Here is a 17,821-nt window from a genome sequence, read left to right as displayed (position 1 = left end):
GCGCCCCCAGCAGGATTCGAACCTGCAACCTACGGATTAGAAGGCCGTTGCTCTATCCATTGAGCTATGGGGGCTCATACTTCGGAGCAGAGTCTACTGCTCCTCCAGCTTATTTGCTATCCGCGTAAGCTGGTGGGCTTGTTCCATCATGGTCAAGACCCGCGCCTCACGAATCAGATTGCGGTGCTCTTCAGGGTCGGTTGTTTTGCGCGCCGCCTTAAGAACCTCACGCGCTTCTTCAATTGCAGACTGTTTGGATGCCACACCTGTCCTTTCGCCAAAATTATCCTATCCGGTTCACCCCCTTCCGCGGGCGCTTTCCGGGTAACGTGGTGAACGGACCCGTTGCACACCCACATGTGGAGGAAACATGGCACTGCTTGAAGGTCGTACCGCACTGGTCACGGGCGGCACTTTGGGAATTGGTTTTGGTATCGCACAGACACTGGCAGCACACGGTGCGCAGGTCGCCGTTACCGGTGTCACAGAAGAAGAAGGCACACAAGCGCGCGAAGCTGGTTTTGACGCCTATGTACTTGACGTCCGCGACCGGGAAGCGTGTTCCGCCGTGGTCGCCGAGGTCGTAGAGAAGTTCGGCGGTCTGTCGCTTCTTGCGTCCAACGCAGGGATCTACCCACAGGCGCCCATCGCTGAGATGACTGACGACGACATTGACACGATCTTCGACATCAACGTCAAAGGCACCGTACACATCGTGCAGGCAGCGATCCCCGCGCTCACAGAATCCGGTCGCGGGCGCGTCGTCGTCACCAGCTCAATCACCGGTAACTACACAGGCTTCCCCGCGTGGTCGCACTACGGAGCAACAAAAGCCGCACAAATGGGATTCGTGCGTTCTGCTGCAATTGAACTAGCGCCCCACAAAATCACGGTCAACGCCGTTCTCCCCGGAAACGTACTGACCCCTGGTCTCAAGGAACTGGGCCAAACCTACCTTGACCGCATGGCCCGCTCCGTTCCTCTCGGATTCCTGGGTGACCCCACCGACATTGGTGAAGCCGTCGCGTTTTTGGGTTCCGACGGCGCACGCTACATCACCGGCCAAGACATCGTGGTCGACGGTGGGCAGATTCTCCCAGAATCACCAGAGGCGCTCGAAGACCTCCACTGAGAAGGTTTGCAACCCTCTAAGAAAGCCGCAACGCACTACGGGGTCCTCAGCAACCACGACGGCCCCAGCCCACGAACTCTATTACCCACTAACCCGAGGTCGGCTCGCTCAGGCGGGCCAACCTTCGGCGTTTTCTCAGAAATACCGGCGTGGTGAGTGGCTAAGCCTGCCGAAAATCGACAAAGTGGAAGCGTGATCGACGGTAACCGCACTCTCAACCCAGCCATTCACCAGACGCTGGGTGACCTTGTCACGCGCGTAGATGACGTTCAATTCCCTCTCGCAGTCGAAACGACGACGCCAGGTGAGAACCTGCAAGCCCAGCTGAAAAACCAGCTCACCGACTACCTCATGCCACGAGTGGCAGACACAGAAGCGCCGTTGCTGATTGTGTTCGGAGGTTCCACAGGTGCCGGAAAATCAACGCTCATCAACTCCATCATCGGAGAAGACGTGTCGATCGCGAGCGTCCTCCGTCCCACCACGCGCTGGCCCGTACTGGTGTGCAACCCCGCTGACCGCACGCACTTCACATCCGATCGGATCCTGCCCGGCCTTGAACGCGTCAGCCAAGAAGCGACAGACACGCAAACACCCCAAGTGCGAATCGTCGACCACCCAGCGATTCCCCCAGGTGTCGCAGTTCTCGACTCTCCAGACATTGACTCGGTGATGGATTCAAACCGCAAGCTCGCCCGTCAACTGCTGGCAGCCGCAGACCTATGGGTATTCGTGACAACAGCTGCCCGCTACGCCGACGCAGTGCCGTGGGAACTGCTCAAGCAGTCCGCGGACAACGGAACAGCTGTCGCCATGGTGCTCGACCGGGTGCCGCCAAACGCCAACCGAGAAGTCCGGCATCACCTTTCCTCCTTGCTCAAAGAAGCACGGCTTGGAACCGCCCCGATTTTCACCGTCCCAGAACTCACTCTGGAAGACGGTCGCCTGCCACAGTCCGCGATCTTCCCGCTACGGTCCTGGATCGCTAACCTGTCGTCGAACCCACGCGCACGCAACGCAGTCGTTCAACGCACACTCCACGGCGCCCTCGCCGCAGTGCCAGACAAAGTAGAGACCCTCGCCGAGTACGCGCAAGCGCAAGTCGACGCTCATGAAAGGCTCGCCGAGGTCGTTGACACAGAGTTCGCCCACGCCCGGCAACGCTTGGGAGAAGCCCTCGTGTCGGGGAACGTGCTCCGAGGTGAAGTCCTAGCTCGCTGGCAAGACTTCGTTGGGACTGGCCAGCTTTTCCGAGGTCTCGAACCGACCGTTGCGCGCATCCGCGACCGCATCACCGCCGCGGTAACCGGAAAACGGGACACGGCAGAACCTCTGGGGCAAGCCATCGAGTCTTCCGCCGCACTGCTCGTCCGAGAGCAGGCAGTAACCGCGCTGGGAGGCGTGGTCGACGCGTGGCACGAAACGACCTCGGGCGCGACCATCCTGAAAGACAACCCTCAACTGGAAAAACTGCCGGCCGACATGGACACCACGATCAAGCGCACCATCGCCGAGTGGTCAGACCAGGTCAACGACCTTGTCCGCGAAGTAGGCCAATCGAAACGAGCCCGCGCACGGATCCTGTCATTCGGCGTCAACGGAGTAGGGGCCGTACTCATGTTGGCAGTGTTCGCAGGAACTGGAGGCCTAACAGGGGCAGAAGCCGGAATTGCCGGTGGAACAGCCGTAGTTGCCGGCAAACTCCTCGACACAATTTTTGGTGACCAAGTCACCCGCGATCTCTCCTCGAAGGCTCGTCACATGCTCTTAGAAGCCACCGGCGAACTGCTCACGAGCTTCCGCGAACCGTTCGACTCGGTACTGAAAGACAGTACGGTTAACCCAGAGCAGGCGGCCGAACTCCGCACGATCAACGAGCGACTGAAAGGAATGCTGTGAAAGCTGCAGAAGAAATCAGCCGACTCCGCGATGGCATCAAACGCGCACTCGAACTTGAGTCTGGGCGTATCGACACGCAGACAATCACCGATGCGCTGGAGCTTTTGAAGAAAACGGAAGCCCGCCTAGACCTCGGGCTAGACCGAACCGTTGTTGCATTTGCCGGTTCAACGGGGTCGGGAAAGTCCTCGCTGTTCAACGCAGTGTCCGGTTTGGAGATCGCGCAGGTGGGCGTTCGTCGCCCGACCACGTCGAAACCCACTGCATGCGTGTGGGGCGACGGAGGCGAAGAGTTCCTCACGTGGCTGGGTGTTCCGATCGACAACCGAACATGGCGTGAAAGTGCCCTCGACGGAAAGGACGAAGAGCCACTGCGGGGGCTTATTTTGCTCGACCTTCCCGACCACGATTCGACTGCTGCCAGCCACCGCCACGAAGCAGACCGTCTGGTGGGCATGGTGGACATGGTCGTATGGGTGGTTGACCCACAAAAGTACGCGGACTTCTCGATCCACTCACGGTATCTGCGGAAACTCGCAAAGTACTCGCACAACATGGTTGTTGTTCTCAACCAAATCGACCGTTTGAACCCTGAACAACAGAAGGCAACAGGAGAACACCTGAAGAGCCTTCTCGAAGCAGACGGCCTTGAAGACGCCGACGTGAAGTTGGTGTCGGCAGTGACTCGCCAAGGTGTTCCGGAGCTACGCCAGGAACTGGTCAAAGTCATCAAGTCCAACCAAGCGAGTGTGCAGCGTCTCTATACTGACATGCGGCACATGGCAGACAGGATTCAAGAGCAACTGGGAACCCCGGTTGAAAGCCCCGATCAGCTGGCAGGCACAGAACGTCTTTTGGACGCGATGACCGATGCCGCTGGCGTCGACGCGGTAGCGCATACAGTTCATGACGACTATATGCGTCGCGCATACCGGGCGACTGGGTATCCGCTACTTGCGTGGGCACAGCGTGACAAGGCTGACCCTCTTGGTGCAAAACATGGTGGGGATCGTGACGACTTGATTCGCGCAGCCAGGCCTGAAACCACGCGCACACAGAACGCGCGTGTGAATCTCGCTGCTCACGAGGTGGTGGCGGACGCTACGTCGAGTTTGCCCCATTCGTGGCGGCAGGCGATTGGGCGAGCAGAAAAGCAGAGCACAGCACAGCTCACGCACACCTTGGACGAGGCGGTCACTGGTGTGGCAATTGAGGTTGTAAGTCCCGGGTGGTGGAAAGTCGCCAAGTTCTTCCAGACACTGTTCTTTGTCCTCACCATTGTGGGACTTGGATGGCTGATTGTGAACGTTGTTTTGCTCGCAATGTCGCTCGATCCTGGTGGCATCCTGATGTGGATAATTCCAGGTGGTCTCCTGCTTGTGGGGATCCTTGGGTCTGTTATCACGTCAAGCTCAGCAGCAGGCGCTCGTCGCAAGGGTGCTAGCGCTCAAGCAGACAAAGTTCGAGACGACCTTGTTTCCGCTGTTCGCGAGGCTGCAGCTGGGTCGTATTTGGAACCGATCAGTTCTGTTTTGCGTGAGCATAAAGAGGTCTACGACGCGCTGACCTAACGTTTGCACTCTGTGGAAAAGTCGCGCGTGAGCGTTGCTCCAGTGCTGTGGATGACGACGCTTTTTCCACAGAGCGCGGATGAGGTCTTTTTCCTGCTTCCTTTCTTAAGCCACGGTGGAGTCTCACCTACGAAAGGACAGCAATGAAGCAACTCAACTACTTTGTGGGAACGATCGGATCAGAAATCCGTAGCGGAACAACACAGGAAAACAACCCGTGGACAAGCTTTCGAGTCGCAGTTAACTACGACCGGTACGACCGCGAAAGTCGCGAGTACAAGAACGTCGATACCAACTGGTACGAAGTGATGTGTTACAACGCGCTGGCGTCTAACGTTCGTGCCAGCGTGAACTGTGGTGACTCAGTCATTGTGATCGGGCGGCTCCGGGAACGAACGTGGACCACCGACGAAGGGCAAACGGGATCGACCATGCAGATACTTGCAGATGCTGTAGGCCACAACCTCCAGTTCCACGGAGCACGGTCGCTTCGCCCCAAGAAAGCGACTAACGACGAATCTGAAAGTGAAAGCTCAGGTTGGGACGAAGTCACGCGGAAGGAACCTGCACTTGTTGGAGCCGGGGCCGGTAACACTGAATCGCTGAGCGCAGCGCCTGACAGCGGTGCAGAGAACAACGATCCACCTTTCTAAGAGGTACAGATTAAAAAGGCACAGGTGCTTTTTGCGAAGCCACGCATTGAGGAAACCTGAAGAAGTAGAGCTGACCCGCTATTCTTAAATGTTGTGAAACAGCAATCAGCTTCTTCAGGTTTCCGCGTGCGGCAGCACCTTGTGCGCGCGTGTGTGGGGACCATGACCGTAGTCGCACTTTCGGGCTGCGGCTTGTTCGTGAACAAGCCTGCTTCAGCCCCGCCCCAACAGCAGACAAAAGAAAAAGAAGCTCTTGTCACAAAGGTGCTCAAGGACGTTAAACCGCTGACGGAGATCGACGGAGTACCCTCCAGCCAGGAGTTTTTTGAACACATGATCAAAGCAGGTTATAAACCTGAAAATCTGGAAGCGACTATTGACCGCTCTCCGTTAGATCACGATGTTCCGTCGAAGATGTTCGGAGTGAAAATCAAAGAAAGCTGCGTCATTGGCGAAGTCCGTCAAGGGTCTGTTTCGGGGAGCCTCGTGGAACCCAATGCATCGACTGAATCGTGCCTCTACGGTGATGTAGACCGCCCTGAAGGAATTGAACCGCCTAAGGGCGATGAACGCTCTGACAAGGATGAAGACAACGGAGTGGGACACCTGCCTGGAGACGATCTTCACGAACGCAAGGCTGACGATTCATCAGAAGGCTCAGATACTCCAGAAGAAGAGAACACCCCTCAGCCAAAGAAGAAGAAAAAGAAGAAGGAAAACTCTGAAAGCGGCTCTTCGAACTCGATTGGGTAACTAGCTTTTCGCAAAGATCCCACGGTAGCCTTGAAGCACTATGGCAGAGTTCATTTACACCATGCATAAAGCGCGTAAAGCGCACGGTGACAAGGTTATTCTCGACGACGTATCGATGTCGTTTTACCCAGGGGCAAAGATCGGTATGGTCGGCCCCAACGGTGCGGGTAAGTCGACAATTCTAAAGATCATGGCTGGCCTGGATCAGCCATCTAATGGTGAGGCTCGTTTAAGCCCTGGCTACACTGTGGGAATCCTTCTCCAGGAACCGCCCCTCAATGAAGAAAAGACGGTTCGTGAGAACGTCGAAGAGGGCGTTGGAAGCATTAAAGAGAAACTGGACCGGTACAACGAAATCTCAAACGAGATGTCGAACCCGGATGCAGACTTTGACGCTCTCATGGAAGAGATGGGCAAGCTGCAAGAAGAAATTGACGCTGCGGACGCGTGGGACTTGGACTCACAGCTTGACCAGGCAATGGACGCCTTGCGTTGCCCACCCGGGGATGCGGATGTCCGCGTGCTATCGGGTGGTGAACGCCGACGTGTCGCGTTGTGCAAACTGCTCTTGGAAAAGCCAGACCTCTTGCTCCTCGACGAGCCTACTAACCACCTCGATGCGGAATCAGTGTTGTGGCTCGAACAGCACCTGAGCACATACCCCGGTGCTGTTATCGCGATTACCCACGATAGGTACTTCCTGGACCACGTGGCTGAATGGATCGCCGAAGTTGACCGCGGTCACCTGTACCCGTACGAAGGTAACTACTCGACGTACCTGGAGAAGAAAAAGGAACGTCTTCAAGTTCAGGGTAAGAAGGACGCGAAACTCCAAAAGCGGCTGGCCGAAGAACTCGAATGGGTACGCTCAAACGCCAAAGCACGCCAAACCAAGTCCAAGGCGCGTCTGGCTCGCTATGAAGAAATGGCAGCCGAAGCTGAAAAGATGCGTAAGCTCGACTTCGAAGAAATTCAGATCCCACCGGGCCCACGCCTGGGTAACGTTGTGATCGAAGCGGAAAACCTGCAAAAAGGATTCGACGATCGCACGCTCATTGATGGACTGTCATTTTCGTTGCCACGCAACGGAATCGTCGGTGTGATTGGTCCTAACGGTGTTGGTAAGACCACACTGTTTAAGACGATCGTAGGACTCGAGCCGTTGGACGGCGGGAACCTCAAGGTTGGAGACAGTGTCAAGATTTCCTACGTTGACCAGTCGCGTGGTGGAATCGACCCAGACAAGACCTTGTGGGAAGTCGTCTCTGACGGTTTGGACTACATCCAGGTCGGCGCGGTTGAAATGCCATCGCGTGCATACGTATCAGCGTTCGGTTTTAAGGGTCCAGACCAGCAGAAGAAGGCTGGAGTCCTCTCCGGTGGTGAACGTAACCGCCTGAATCTTGCGCTCACTCTTAAGCAGGGTGGAAACCTGTTGCTCCTTGACGAACCAACGAACGACCTCGACGTTGAAACTCTAAGTTCGCTGGAAAACGCTCTGTTGCAGTTCCCAGGTTGTGCTGTGGTCGTTTCCCACGACCGATGGTTCCTCGACCGTGTAGCTACCCACATTCTGGCGTGGGAAGGCACAGAAGAGAACCCCGCCAACTGGTACTGGTTTGAGGGTAACTTCGAAGCATACGAGAAGAACAAGGTTGAACGTCTAGGTGAGGAAGCGGCGCGTCCGCACCGCGTGACTCACCGTCGTCTCACCCGCGACTAGTCAGACTACTGTGTCAGACACATGTGGCCCTGCTTCAAGCAGGGCCACATGTGTATTCACTGACGTTCTTTCACCCGCACCATTCCTTGCTGGGCAACCGAGGCCACTAACTTTCCACTCTGGGTGAAAATGCTCCCCATGCCCAGACCTCGGCCTCCTTCTGCGGCGGGAGACCGGTAGTCAATGAGGTGCCATTCGTTGAAGTTGATGGGGCGGTGCCACCACATTGCGTGGTCAAGGCTTGCCATGCGCAAACGAGGGTCTGACCAGCTGAGTCCATGGCGTCGCAAAATAGACTCTAAGAGGCTGTAGTCACTGGCATAGGCTGCCGTTGCGGCGTTAATCACGCGGTCCGTACTCACAGGCGCGATGGCGCGTAGCCAGTAGCGTGTGTGTGAGGTTTTAGCTCCAGAGAATCCGGTATAGAGCTCAGGATCGACCGGGCGGATGTCAAAGGGGCGACGGGCAATCCAGTGCTTGACGAAGACATCGTCGGCTTCTCCCAGAATCGTATGCAGGTCTTGCAGTTCGTCGGGGCCGGGAATGTCTTCTGGAAACGCATTTGAGTGTTCCAGACCGTCCTGGTCGGTTTGAAATGACGCAATCGCTGAAAAGATTGGAACGTCATTCTGATACGCCTGCACGCGACGTGTGGAAAAGGATCCTCCGTCGCGCAAGTTGTCGACGCCTAGGAACAAGTCTGTGTCGTCACGCCCGGCCCGCAGAAAATACCCGTGAATCGAGTGAATAAACCGGTCGTCCGTGATGGTTTGAGATGTCGCTGCAACACACTGCGCTAGAACCTGCCCGCCGAAAAGCCGACCGCCTGGCTTTTTTTGATTCCACGCTTTAAAACAGTCGGCCTCACCGCCGGGTGCTGGACCGTCTACGCGCTCCACCTTGAGCACCTGCATGAGCTCGCTCACGTTTTCTTCCATTGAAACCTTCATGAAGTGAATCCTAGTGTCACAGTGACGTGCACTGGTAGTAAGAACCGCGGGCACTTTAGAGCATTTGCAGTGTCATTGCGTCTTTGACATGCGCTGTGCGCATGTCAACATTGAGTGTGCGTAGACCAACAATGTTTGTGCTGTGGTTCTCATAACACAAGTGGCAAGATAGTGCTATGTCATTCCAACTGGTAAACCCTCTGCTTACTGGCGCATTCACCCGTGTGCTTCTCGAGCTTCGTTGGGGCGATATGGATGCTTACGGTCACATCAACAATGTGACACAGATGCGCCTTTTGGAAGAGGCCCGTGTTCGCGCGTTTGGTTCACCCACTGCCGACAGAGATGCTCAAACTGTCGCTGGGCCACTTGGGGTGGTGCCGTCGTGTGTGGGCGTTGAGATCCCTCCGGTGTTTTCGGAAGTTGCCCACACTCATGACATTTTGGTGGCTTCTCACGCGATTGAGTACCGGGCCCCTATTCCGTATCGCGAAGGCCCAGTGGCAATCGACACGGTGATTAGCAAGGTTGCGCCGGTTGTTATGACGGTGGGGTATGTCATTGCTGAACCGGATGGATCGAAGGCGTACACCGTTGCCGAAACTGATGTTGTTTTTGTCGACCGTGAAAGTGGGCGGGCTCAACGCTTACAAGAAGAGCATGCGGAGGCCCTGCGTGCGGTTGTGAATCCTGGACCAGCTATGCGAAGGCGGAAGTAGATGGGCATCGAATTACCAAGTTCTGAGGTTCTTGCCGACCTCAACCAGTATTTGTCACGGGTTTTGCGCGTTGATGAAGACGCGGCGGTGCGCATTACGGTCCATGGTACGGTTGCGGTCATTTCGACGGCTCCGTTGTTCCCGGTGGGTTTGGGCGATGACATGCCACTTGCGCTTGCCATGCGGATGATTCCAATTGTGTCGAGTGCTGAGGGAAATATCGACGAGGTCGTGCCCGCAAGCGCTGTGGTTGACAGGTTGGTGCGTTCGTCTAAGACAGATTCATTGGAACTGCGGGTGCCTCCACAGCGGATGCAAAAGTCGTGGACGGGTATCGCGCCACCTCGCGCGGGGTGGGCCCCTGTTGCCGAGGTGGATGCAGAGTCCCTGCGCGATGTTGCGGACGCGGGGGTGCGAGAGATCGCTGAGGGTGTTCCTGAAGGTGCGGGTGCTCACGCGGTGAGCGCGTTGCGTAGGGCTGTATGGAAGCGCCCTATCGAAGGCATCAGTGACGAGGTGAAGTCACCAGTTCCGGCTGGTCTGGCATTTGCGATGGACGCGTGTGGGTTCCTGCGAGTTTCACGACCGGTGAAAGTTTTCGCAGCACCGCAGTGGTTGCGTCTTTCGGCGCCACACGGCCATGTGCTTACTCGTGTGTAGAGCGGTCCTGCGGAGTTTGTGGGTCCGTCTGCGATGCTGAAATGTCCAGTCTGGTGCGCCCATCCAGGGGGTCGGGTGTATTGATCATGGCTGTGGCTGCGCGTTCGAAGTAGTCCCACATGAGGTTGTCGTACATGGGCGGAAGCTTGACAGTGTCAAGTGCTTTGCGCATGTGGTGGAGCCAGTGCTCTTTTGCTTTCGTATCAACCGGATACGGGTTGTGGCGCATGCGCAAACGAGGGTGACCGCGTTCTTCTTGATATGTGGTGGGGCCACCGAAGTACTGTTCCAGAAATGTCTGTAGGCGGTGCTTGGCGCCGTCGAGTTCATGCCCTTCGGGGTACATGCTAATGAGATATTCGTCTTCCGCGACTGATGCGTAGAAGGCGTCGACGAGTGTTGTGAAAGTGGCGTGGCCGCCTACGGCGGCGAACACGCTGTCGGGTCGTTGCGGTGCGGTCATTCGTTGTCCTTGTTATCTGCGGTGTCCGAGGTGGTTGTAGCTGTGTGCGTCTGAGGTCCTGGCACTGTGCCGATGAGCGACTGTGCTGGGATCGCGATAGTGATTCCACGTTTGCGCAGTTCACGTTGGATTTCAGCGCGGAACGCGCGTGCTACACCCCATTGTTCGTTGGGCTTGGTTTTGATGACGGTACGGATGGTGACAGCGTTTCCGCTGATTTCCTGAACACCCCAAATTTCTGGTTCTTCCAGAATTGAAGGCGCCAAGTCCGGCTTGTTGCGCATCGATTCGACTGCTGCCTGAATGGCTTCGTCGACAACTTTCTGATCAGCATCGTAGGGGACTGGTAGGTCCATAACAGCGCGAGCCCATCCCTGTGACTGGTTCCCTACACGCAAAATTTCACCGTTGGGAACATGCCAGAGTGTTCCATCAATCCCACGAACTTTGGTTGTGCGTAGTCCTACGTCTTCAACGGTTCCTACGGCCTCACCTAGGTCCACGGTGTCGCCAATTCCGTATTGGTCTTCAGCAACGATAAAGAAACCGGAAAGGTAATCACGGACCAGCGACTGGGCTCCGAAACCGATAGCGACACCCGCGACACCTGCAGAGGCCAGAATGGGGGCGGGGTTGTACCCCAGTTCCTGCATGATCATCAGTGCCATGATGACGAAGATGATAATGGCTGCGATTGAGGACAAGAGAGACCCAACTGTTTGAGCGCGCTGTGCACGGCGCGCAACAGATGCTGGATCTGTCTTGATCACCCGGTCGCGAGCATCTCCTCCGAAGCGACGTGATGAAACAGCCGTGGTGCCTTCCGCGATTTTGCGGGCAAATTTCCGGATGAGAAGGCGAACCAGGAATGTCACAAGGATCGCCATCACAACCAAGATTGCAATGCGGAGCGGAGCCCCGATCAAGAATGTCCACCATTTGTCGACACCTTCGGCGGCACGTTCCACCGTTTCGGAAATGGGAGTGGGTTCGCACGTTGAAGCGACAATTGAGTAACTCATACGTTGTTCAACCATAGACATTGAACCTGGACTTTCACTCAGGCGTCACTCGAGCGATTCTGAGAGGTTTCGCGAACCCTGAGTGCGCGTTCAGTGGTGTCGAGAAGTTCCCGCATGATACGGCGCGCACCCTTGTGTGCTTGGGGGTGACTTTCCAACCATTCACGTGTGCGTGTAGCGGTCTCTTGCGACACCGGCGGGTGCAGGCTGAGAGTGAGTGTTTGCGCGATTTCGAGTGTGCGGTCGTTCCACCAACCTTCGACATGGGTGTAAAAGCGGTCAGCAAAGCTGTGCCCATCGCCACTGTCGACAAGAGCTCCATCAGCCTGCTCAATACCCATGGAGTAACCACGTGCGATCGCTGCGATAACAGCGTTGGGGAGCGATACGTCACTGGTGGCCAGGTCGTAGGCACGTTTTTTGCTGTGGGTAGTGGGGCGCGCACTCCTTGCGAGATGTGCGGAACGAATGCCAGAGGCTGTGTTGTCCTCTTGCATGAGTACGTCGATGTCTTCATCGCTGATTTGGTCGTGTACGGCCAGGGTCGTCACAATGCCCCATGCGAGGTCCTTATCAATCGTGATGCCATCCGGTGCATTTTGAGCTCCCGTGTGGAAGTCCGCAAGACGATCAACCTGTTCCGGGGTAGTCGCGTGTGCAACGAAAGCCCTGAACAGCTGGAACTGCTGATCGCTGTGTGCTGGTGACCGGAGAGTGGCGTCCCACAAGAAATCGGCTATACGTGCAGAAAGTGCACTACGGTTCTGGGGCTCCGTGTAGCTTTCAACTGCCGTTGCAAGCTGGCGGAGTTGAACGGTAAGTCCGGTTGAGTGGGTGAGCGCGTCAATGTTGGACTCAAGTAGTTCGATGTACTTCTCAAGCGGAATTTCTGCGTCACGCACCATGTCCCACACGGTTGAAAGTACCAGTAGCTGTGCGAGCGAGTCGTCAATGCCTGACAGGTGAGCAAGCGCGGTTTCTAGACTTGCGTCATCAAAGCGAACTTTGGCATACGTAAGGTCAGTGTCATTGACCAAAACAAGGTCTGGTTTAGGAGTTTCAGGCGAAAATGGAACGGAAGTCACTGCCTGGCTGACGTCGAGGTGAATGAGTTCAGTGCGGACAAGTTTGTCACCTTGCAACGAGTACAAACCTACAGCCAAGCGGTGCGGGCGCAGGGACGGTGTGGGCTGACCGTCAATGACCCACGGCGCCTGATGGATCAAGAGTTCGGTAAGAATCCCGTTTGCAACCTTCAGTTCGGGTGTAAGCACGTTCACTCCCGATTCCTGTAGCCACACGCGCACCCATTCGTCGAGATCGCGACCAGAGGCTTTTTCGAGCTCAACCAGAAGGTCGCGCAGTTCAGTGTTCTTCCACGCGTGGGCGTCAAAGTAGGCTTTGAGACCCGTGAAGAAGTTCTCACGCCCCACATACGCAACCAACTGTTTGAGCACCGAGGCGCCCTTAGCGTATGTGATGCCGTCAAAGTTCACTTCGACATCGTGAAGATCCGCAATATCAGCTTCGATGGGGTGCGTACTAGGCAACTGGTCTTGACGGTACGCCCACTCTTTTTCCAGGGTTGCAAACGTGGTCCAGGCTTCGTCAAAGCGGGTTGCTTCTGCTGTTGCGAGTGTGGACATGAACTCAGCGAACGATTCGTTCAGCCACAGATCATTCCACCACTTCATTGTCACGAGGTCGCCAAACCACATGTGGGCCAGTTCGTGAAGAATCGTCACATCGCGGCGTTCCACTGTTGCTTCTGTTGCGCGCGACCGGAAGACATACGATTCGACAAAGGTCACGCACCCGGCATTTTCCATGGCTCCAGCGTTGAACTCAGGAACGAAAATCTGGTCATACTTTTCAAACGGATAGGGCGTTTGGAAGTGTTCTTCGAAAAAAGCGAACCCAGCCTTTGTTGTCTCAATGATATTTTCGGCATCTAAGTGCGGCGCCAAAGACGCGCGACAGAAAACGCCCAGTGGCACGGTTTCGCCATCACTGCTGACAAGCGAGTCACGGACGCCTGTATACGGACCGGCGACAATTGCTGTGATGTAACTCGAAATTGGGGGAGTGGGGGCAAACTGCCAGATAGCTGACTCTTGGGACTCAGCTAGATCTGCGAACTCGCCGAGGTCGTTGGGGCGTGGCGTAGGTGAGTTAGAAAAGACTTCCCAGTGTTTGGGCGCGATGACGTTAAAAGCAAACGTGGCCTTCATGTCAGGTTGCTCAAAAACAGGGAAAACGCGACGGGAGTCAGGTACTTCGAACTGCGAGTACAGGTACGTCTCATTGTCAACGGGGTCCACAAAGCGGTGTAGACCTTCTCCGGTGTTCATGTAGAAGAACATGGCGTCAACGGTGAGTTCGTTTCGTCGCGCTAAGCCGGGGAGTGCGATCCGTCCTTCAGAGACAACCTGGGAGACATCAAGTTCTTCACCGTTGAGAACTACGGATGTCACGGTGTCAGTGATGGCGTCAATAAAAGAGTCAGCGCCTTCTTGAGCAGAAAACCTCACAGTTGTGATGGACCGAAACGTGTCACCATTGCCATCAAGAACTAGAGTGATGTCATAGGAGTCGACGTCGATCAGCTGCGCACGCGTGCGAGCATCGTCACGAGTGAGGTTTAGTTGAGACACGAAGGATCCTAACGTTAGAAGAACTGTTTCTCCCATTCAATCACGGGGGACTGACACAGTTTTGGAGCTCGAACTTCTCACACGCGAAAGGTGATGCAGAATGGCGAAAGAAACCCTCCACATGTGGTTCGATCCAACATGCCCGTGGGCATGGATGACCTCGCGCTGGGCGTTGGAAGTTGAAAAAGTGCGCGACGTTGAAGTCCAGTTCCACGTCATGAGTCTGTCCGTGCTCAACGAAGGACGCGACCTCGACCCTGAATACCTTGACCTCATGAAAAAAGCGTGGGGCCCTGTCCGCGTCATCATCGCTGCGGCCCAAGAACACGGAAACTCGGTCATTGCAGATCTCTACACGGCCATGGGAACCCGCATCCACCTCGGCGAAAATAAAGACTTCGACCAGGTGATCAAAGAATCACTTGCTGAAGTAGGGCTGCCAGAAACGCTTGCGGAAGCTGCCCACACGGACGCTTACGATGACGCGCTCCGTGCTTCCCACAAAGAGGGCATCTCCCTGGTTGGTGAAGATGTAGGTACGCCCGTGATTGCAGTTGGTGACGTGGCGTTCTTTGGACCCGTCGTCTCACCTGCGCCCAAGGGTGAAGCTGCTGGAAAACTGTATGACGGCACCCTCTTGGTAGCCGGCACCCCCGGGTTCTTCGAAATTAAACGCACTCGCACCGTTGGCCCGCAGTTCGACTAACACATACGAAGGGACGCTCATGAAAATCCACCTCGGAACCGACCACGCCGGATACGAATTCAAAGAGTCACTCAAGAAGCACCTTAAAGACAACGGTTACGAAGTCGTGGACCACGGTGCCCACGAATACGACGCCTTGGACGACTACCCAGCGTTCTGCATCGCGGTAGCACAAGGTGTTGTGGCGGACCGGGCAGAAGGACTGGACTCGTTAGGAGTTGTCATCGGTGGATCCGGAAACGGTGAACAGATGGCTGCCAACAAGGTGAAAGGTGCCCGCTGCGCACTATCGTGGAACCCTGAGATTTCCCGGCTTGCACGCGAACACAACGACGCATGGCTGGTCTCTGTAGGAGCCCGCCAACACAGCGAAGAAGAAGCGATCAGCATCGTTGACGCGTTTATCAGCACACCATTTTCCAACGACGACCGTCACGTACGTCGCATTGGCATCATGAGTGAGTTTGAAACGACAGGACGCGTCTAAGACTCACGTCCCATCCCGCACTCCCGCCGAGGTGGTTCCCACAGATCTGTTGGGGCCACTTCGGCCTTTTAATACCAAAAAATAGGTAGCGCTTGCGGATGGTGGGCGTGCACGATGGACAGGAATACAACAGCATCAAAGAGCAGGTGCACGGTCACGGTGTACGGAAGCGACTTGGTGCGTGTGAAGATCACTGCCTGGACCAGGGCAAATGGGATCGTGATGAACGGCGCCCACGACCGGTAACCCAACTCCCACAAGAACGACACAAAAATGATGGATGTGACGATGTTTGCGGGCCAGAACGAAAAGTGCCGGTGTAAAAGGGTAAACACTGTGCAGATGAAAAAGAGTTCGTCCCATATGCCAACAGCGTTCACCCCAACAAACAGGCGGGCGATCTCGCTGGGCGTGATTACTGCGGGCCAGTTGAGATACGCGCCGGAATAGAAGAAGTAGCGGGGGAGAACCAGCCAACCCACAATCACCACGAACGCCAACCAGCCAATTTCTAGACGCGACCATTTCTGCCCCTGACGGGCGGGGAAACGGATGGCATGATCGCGGTAGCCCCACCGGCTCATAGCGTATGGAACGAAAACAGAGGCGCTGAGCACCGTGCCCATGAGGAACATGTTGGGCCAGGAAATATCGGCCTCAAGCGAGATAGTGCTGAGGATGCCCAAGCCCAGGGCGATCAGCAGGATGTCCTTGGCAAACGCTGTTCCCGCGCACCACGAAAGGGCCACAGATGCCGCTAATGCTGCAAGCCCCCACACGTAAAGTGGCCGGTCGTACAGGCCAAAGAGCACGACAGCTGAACCAGCGAGCAACGCAACGGTTGCGTATTTTGCCAGTTCGGCCCAAGGGAACTGGGGCGAGTCCGTGGCACTTGGTGTCGTACTTGAGTTCGTCACACTGTGGACACTACCGAAGGTCGCGAATCGGTGCCTAAAGTACGAGGGTGCTTGAGTGCGCGTGGGGTGTGCGTGAGGTGAGGCGAACACGTGTAGTGTGATCTACATGACACGATCAAAGATGATTCGTTCCACAACAAAACGACTCGACACCGTTCACTCTGCCTCGTACTTCGCACAAGAGATGGTGGCCGAACTTGATGAGCTTGGGGTTCAGCGCGACGCACAGTACCTTGCACAACGTGCGGCACCGCTGGGGCAGGCGAGCGCCGAGTTAGTGACCGCGACTTTCTATAGTTTTTCACCGGCCTACGTTTCTGCTCATGTTCCTGCGTGTTGGGAACAGGCGGCGCCTAAGGAGATTCACAAAGCCCGGGTTCGCGCCGCAGAGAAGATCATTCAGAGGTTGGTGGCGGGGCCGGACGGCCAGGAACTTGTGGAGTCAATTCCGTTGATTCGTCGCGCGCTCGCGCCCGTTCTTGAGGCAGCGGACGTGTGTGGGAAGCCGTTGTATGCGGCGCATGTGAGTGAGCGGAGGGTGGCTGGTGAGGATGCCAGTGAGCTGGTGCAGTTGTGGTGGGACATCACGTTGCTGCGTGAGTTCCGAGGTGATGCTCACTTGTCTGCGCTCGTTGTGACGGGCGTGGGGAGTGTGGAGTCGATCGTGTTGGACTCAGCCACCGGCAAGTCTTTTGCCCCGTATTACATGCGGAAAATGCGTGGGTGGACGTCAGAAGAGTGGGCCGAGGTGGCAGAAAAGCTGACGATGGCTGGCTTCCTTACCAGCGCGGATGATGAGGCAACGCTGACGGAGGAGGGTGTCAAACTGCGGGCGCATGTTGAGGGGCTCACTGACTTGGCCGTTGCGAGTCCATGGGATGCGTTGTCGGATGAGCAGGTGTCTGACTTGCAGGGTTTGGCTACGTTGTGGGCCAAAGCCGTTGCGCAGTCGGGGATCATTCCGCAAAAGCTGTTTGGGTAGTTATTGACCCGGTAGCCACCAAGGTTGCTGAAACGAAAAAGTCCCGGAACGCGTGTTCCGGGACTTTTTGTGTGTTGTCGGGGTGACAGGATTTGAACCTGCGACCCTTCGCTCCCAAAGCGAATGCGCTACCAAGCTGCGCCACACCCCGTGTTTTGACAACTTGAAAAGCATAACCCACAAGAAAGTTTTTGCAAAGTCGAGGTGAAAAAAGCGTGTTGAGGTGCGAAAAGAGGCGCTTGGAAGTCGTGAATATAGGGGGTGACCTGGGAAAATACACGAATGTAGCCTTGGATTTGGTTTTTTGTTAGTGGTGTACTAGAGTTGGTTGAGCACTCGGGGATGTAGCTCAATGGTAGAGCCTCAGTCTTCCAAACTGATAGTGCGGGTTCGATTCCCGTCATCCCCTCGGATGTGAAGTCTCGGGACATCGTTCACTCGATGTCCCGAGATTTTTTGTGTTCAGGGGCGCTGATGTGTCGGGTCATCGTTCCCTTTTTGTGTGTGGGTGTGTCGGGTCATCGTTCCCC

General features: G+C 55.9%; 17 protein-coding genes and 3 tRNA genes. 12 read left to right on the top strand and 8 right to left on the bottom strand.

Annotated elements, in window-relative coordinates:
- Position 1 precedes the first annotated feature (1 nt).
- Together HMPREF0183_RS11360 and HMPREF0183_RS12925 are read right to left on the bottom strand one after the other, a co-directional pair.
- Positions 2-74 (bottom strand) — tRNA-Arg (locus tag HMPREF0183_RS11360).
- 19 nt (positions 75-93) lie between these two features.
- Positions 94-264, bottom strand: coding sequence for a hypothetical protein (locus HMPREF0183_RS12925; protein WP_005886272.1), 171 nt, complete (start codon positions 262-264; stop codon positions 94-96).
- Between the two features lie 106 nt (positions 265-370).
- On the opposite strand from HMPREF0183_RS12925, the gene fabG reads away from it, so the two are divergent.
- The 6 genes from fabG to ettA all read left to right on the top strand — a co-directional run bounded on the left by fabG (position 371) and on the right by ettA (position 7,731).
- Positions 371-1,132, top strand: a complete 762-nt coding sequence (gene fabG / locus HMPREF0183_RS11355) for a 3-oxoacyl-ACP reductase FabG (RefSeq protein WP_005886271.1) — start codon at positions 371-373, stop codon at positions 1,130-1,132.
- A 192-nt stretch (positions 1,133-1,324) separates the two neighbouring features.
- Positions 1,325-3,031: a dynamin family protein gene (locus HMPREF0183_RS11350; RefSeq protein WP_005886270.1), complete on the top strand. Its 1,707-nt coding sequence runs from the start codon at positions 1,325-1,327 to the stop codon at positions 3,029-3,031.
- Entirely contained in the window at positions 3,028-4,602 is a 1,575-nt protein-coding gene (locus tag HMPREF0183_RS11345) for a GTPase (protein ID WP_005886269.1), read from the top strand. The genes HMPREF0183_RS11350 and HMPREF0183_RS11345 overlap by 4 nt, the downstream gene beginning before the upstream one ends.
- A gap of 143 nt (positions 4,603-4,745) precedes the next feature.
- Positions 4,746-5,255 (top strand): single-stranded DNA-binding protein, encoded by a 510-nt coding sequence (locus HMPREF0183_RS12330; protein WP_005886267.1) that lies wholly within the window; start codon positions 4,746-4,748, stop codon positions 5,253-5,255.
- Positions 5,256-5,381: 126 nt separating this feature from the next.
- Complete coding sequence (locus tag HMPREF0183_RS11335; RefSeq protein ID WP_211205355.1) at positions 5,382-6,008, top strand: DUF6993 domain-containing protein; 627 nt, start codon at positions 5,382-5,384, stop codon at positions 6,006-6,008.
- Between the two features lie 40 nt (positions 6,009-6,048).
- Positions 6,049-7,731 (top strand): energy-dependent translational throttle protein EttA, encoded by a 1,683-nt coding sequence (ettA, locus tag HMPREF0183_RS11330; RefSeq protein WP_005886265.1) that lies wholly within the window; start codon positions 6,049-6,051, stop codon positions 7,729-7,731.
- A 56-nt stretch (positions 7,732-7,787) separates the two neighbouring features.
- Here the strand turns inward: ettA and HMPREF0183_RS11325 are convergent, their stop codons facing one another.
- Positions 7,788-8,681: an acyl-CoA thioesterase gene (locus tag HMPREF0183_RS11325; RefSeq protein WP_005886264.1), complete on the bottom strand. Its 894-nt coding sequence runs from the start codon at positions 8,679-8,681 to the stop codon at positions 7,788-7,790.
- A gap of 176 nt (positions 8,682-8,857) precedes the next feature.
- On the opposite strand from HMPREF0183_RS11325, the gene HMPREF0183_RS11320 reads away from it, so the two are divergent.
- Positions 8,858-9,400 (top strand): acyl-CoA thioesterase, encoded by a 543-nt coding sequence (locus HMPREF0183_RS11320; protein ID WP_005886263.1) that lies wholly within the window; start codon positions 8,858-8,860, stop codon positions 9,398-9,400.
- Positions 9,401-10,060, top strand: coding sequence for a DUF8185 domain-containing protein (locus HMPREF0183_RS11315; protein WP_005886262.1), 660 nt, complete (start codon positions 9,401-9,403; stop codon positions 10,058-10,060).
- Here HMPREF0183_RS11315 and HMPREF0183_RS11310 read toward each other — a convergent pair.
- From HMPREF0183_RS11310 to pepN, 3 genes are read right to left on the bottom strand one after another with little or no spacing between them, the layout of a single operon-like run.
- On the bottom strand, positions 10,047-10,523 hold the full coding sequence (locus HMPREF0183_RS11310; protein WP_005886261.1) for a globin: 477 nt from the start codon (positions 10,521-10,523) through the stop codon (positions 10,047-10,049). The genes HMPREF0183_RS11315 and HMPREF0183_RS11310 overlap by 14 nt on opposite strands.
- Complete coding sequence (locus HMPREF0183_RS11305; protein ID WP_156798280.1) at positions 10,520-11,545, bottom strand: mechanosensitive ion channel family protein; 1,026 nt, start codon at positions 11,543-11,545, stop codon at positions 10,520-10,522. The genes HMPREF0183_RS11310 and HMPREF0183_RS11305 overlap by 4 nt, the downstream gene beginning before the upstream one ends.
- 38 nt (positions 11,546-11,583) lie before the next feature.
- A complete protein-coding gene (pepN, locus tag HMPREF0183_RS11300; RefSeq protein ID WP_040349106.1) occupies positions 11,584-14,199 on the bottom strand; it encodes an aminopeptidase N in 2,616 nt (871 codons plus the stop codon).
- A gap of 100 nt (positions 14,200-14,299) precedes the next feature.
- Here pepN and HMPREF0183_RS11295 point away from each other — a divergent pair, with 100 nt between their 5' ends.
- Positions 14,300-14,905, top strand: a complete 606-nt coding sequence (locus tag HMPREF0183_RS11295) for a mycothiol-dependent nitroreductase Rv2466c family protein (protein WP_005886258.1) — start codon at positions 14,300-14,302, stop codon at positions 14,903-14,905.
- A gap of 19 nt (positions 14,906-14,924) precedes the next feature.
- Positions 14,925-15,392: a ribose-5-phosphate isomerase gene (locus HMPREF0183_RS11290; protein WP_005886256.1), complete on the top strand. Its 468-nt coding sequence runs from the start codon at positions 14,925-14,927 to the stop codon at positions 15,390-15,392.
- Between the two features lie 68 nt (positions 15,393-15,460).
- Here the strand turns inward: HMPREF0183_RS11290 and HMPREF0183_RS12920 are convergent, their stop codons facing one another.
- Positions 15,461-16,309: a CPBP family intramembrane glutamic endopeptidase gene (locus HMPREF0183_RS12920; protein ID WP_040349105.1), complete on the bottom strand. Its 849-nt coding sequence runs from the start codon at positions 16,307-16,309 to the stop codon at positions 15,461-15,463.
- A gap of 106 nt (positions 16,310-16,415) precedes the next feature.
- Between HMPREF0183_RS12920 and HMPREF0183_RS11280 the strand changes: the two genes are divergently transcribed.
- Positions 16,416-17,291, top strand: coding sequence for an SCO6745 family protein (locus HMPREF0183_RS11280; protein WP_050775422.1), 876 nt, complete (start codon positions 16,416-16,418; stop codon positions 17,289-17,291).
- A gap of 77 nt (positions 17,292-17,368) precedes the next feature.
- Here the strand turns inward: HMPREF0183_RS11280 and HMPREF0183_RS11275 are convergent.
- Positions 17,369-17,442, bottom strand: a tRNA-Pro gene (locus tag HMPREF0183_RS11275).
- A 187-nt stretch (positions 17,443-17,629) separates the two neighbouring features.
- Between HMPREF0183_RS11275 and HMPREF0183_RS11270 the strand changes: the two genes are divergently transcribed.
- A tRNA-Gly gene (locus HMPREF0183_RS11270) sits at positions 17,630-17,700 on the top strand.
- Positions 17,701-17,821 lie beyond the last annotated feature (121 nt).

It is taken from the genome of Brevibacterium mcbrellneri ATCC 49030 (assembly GCF_000178455.1).
Taxonomy (GTDB): Bacteria; Actinomycetota; Actinomycetes; order Actinomycetales; family Brevibacteriaceae; genus Brevibacterium; species Brevibacterium mcbrellneri.
This window is presented reverse-complemented; position numbering and strand designations above follow the sequence as displayed.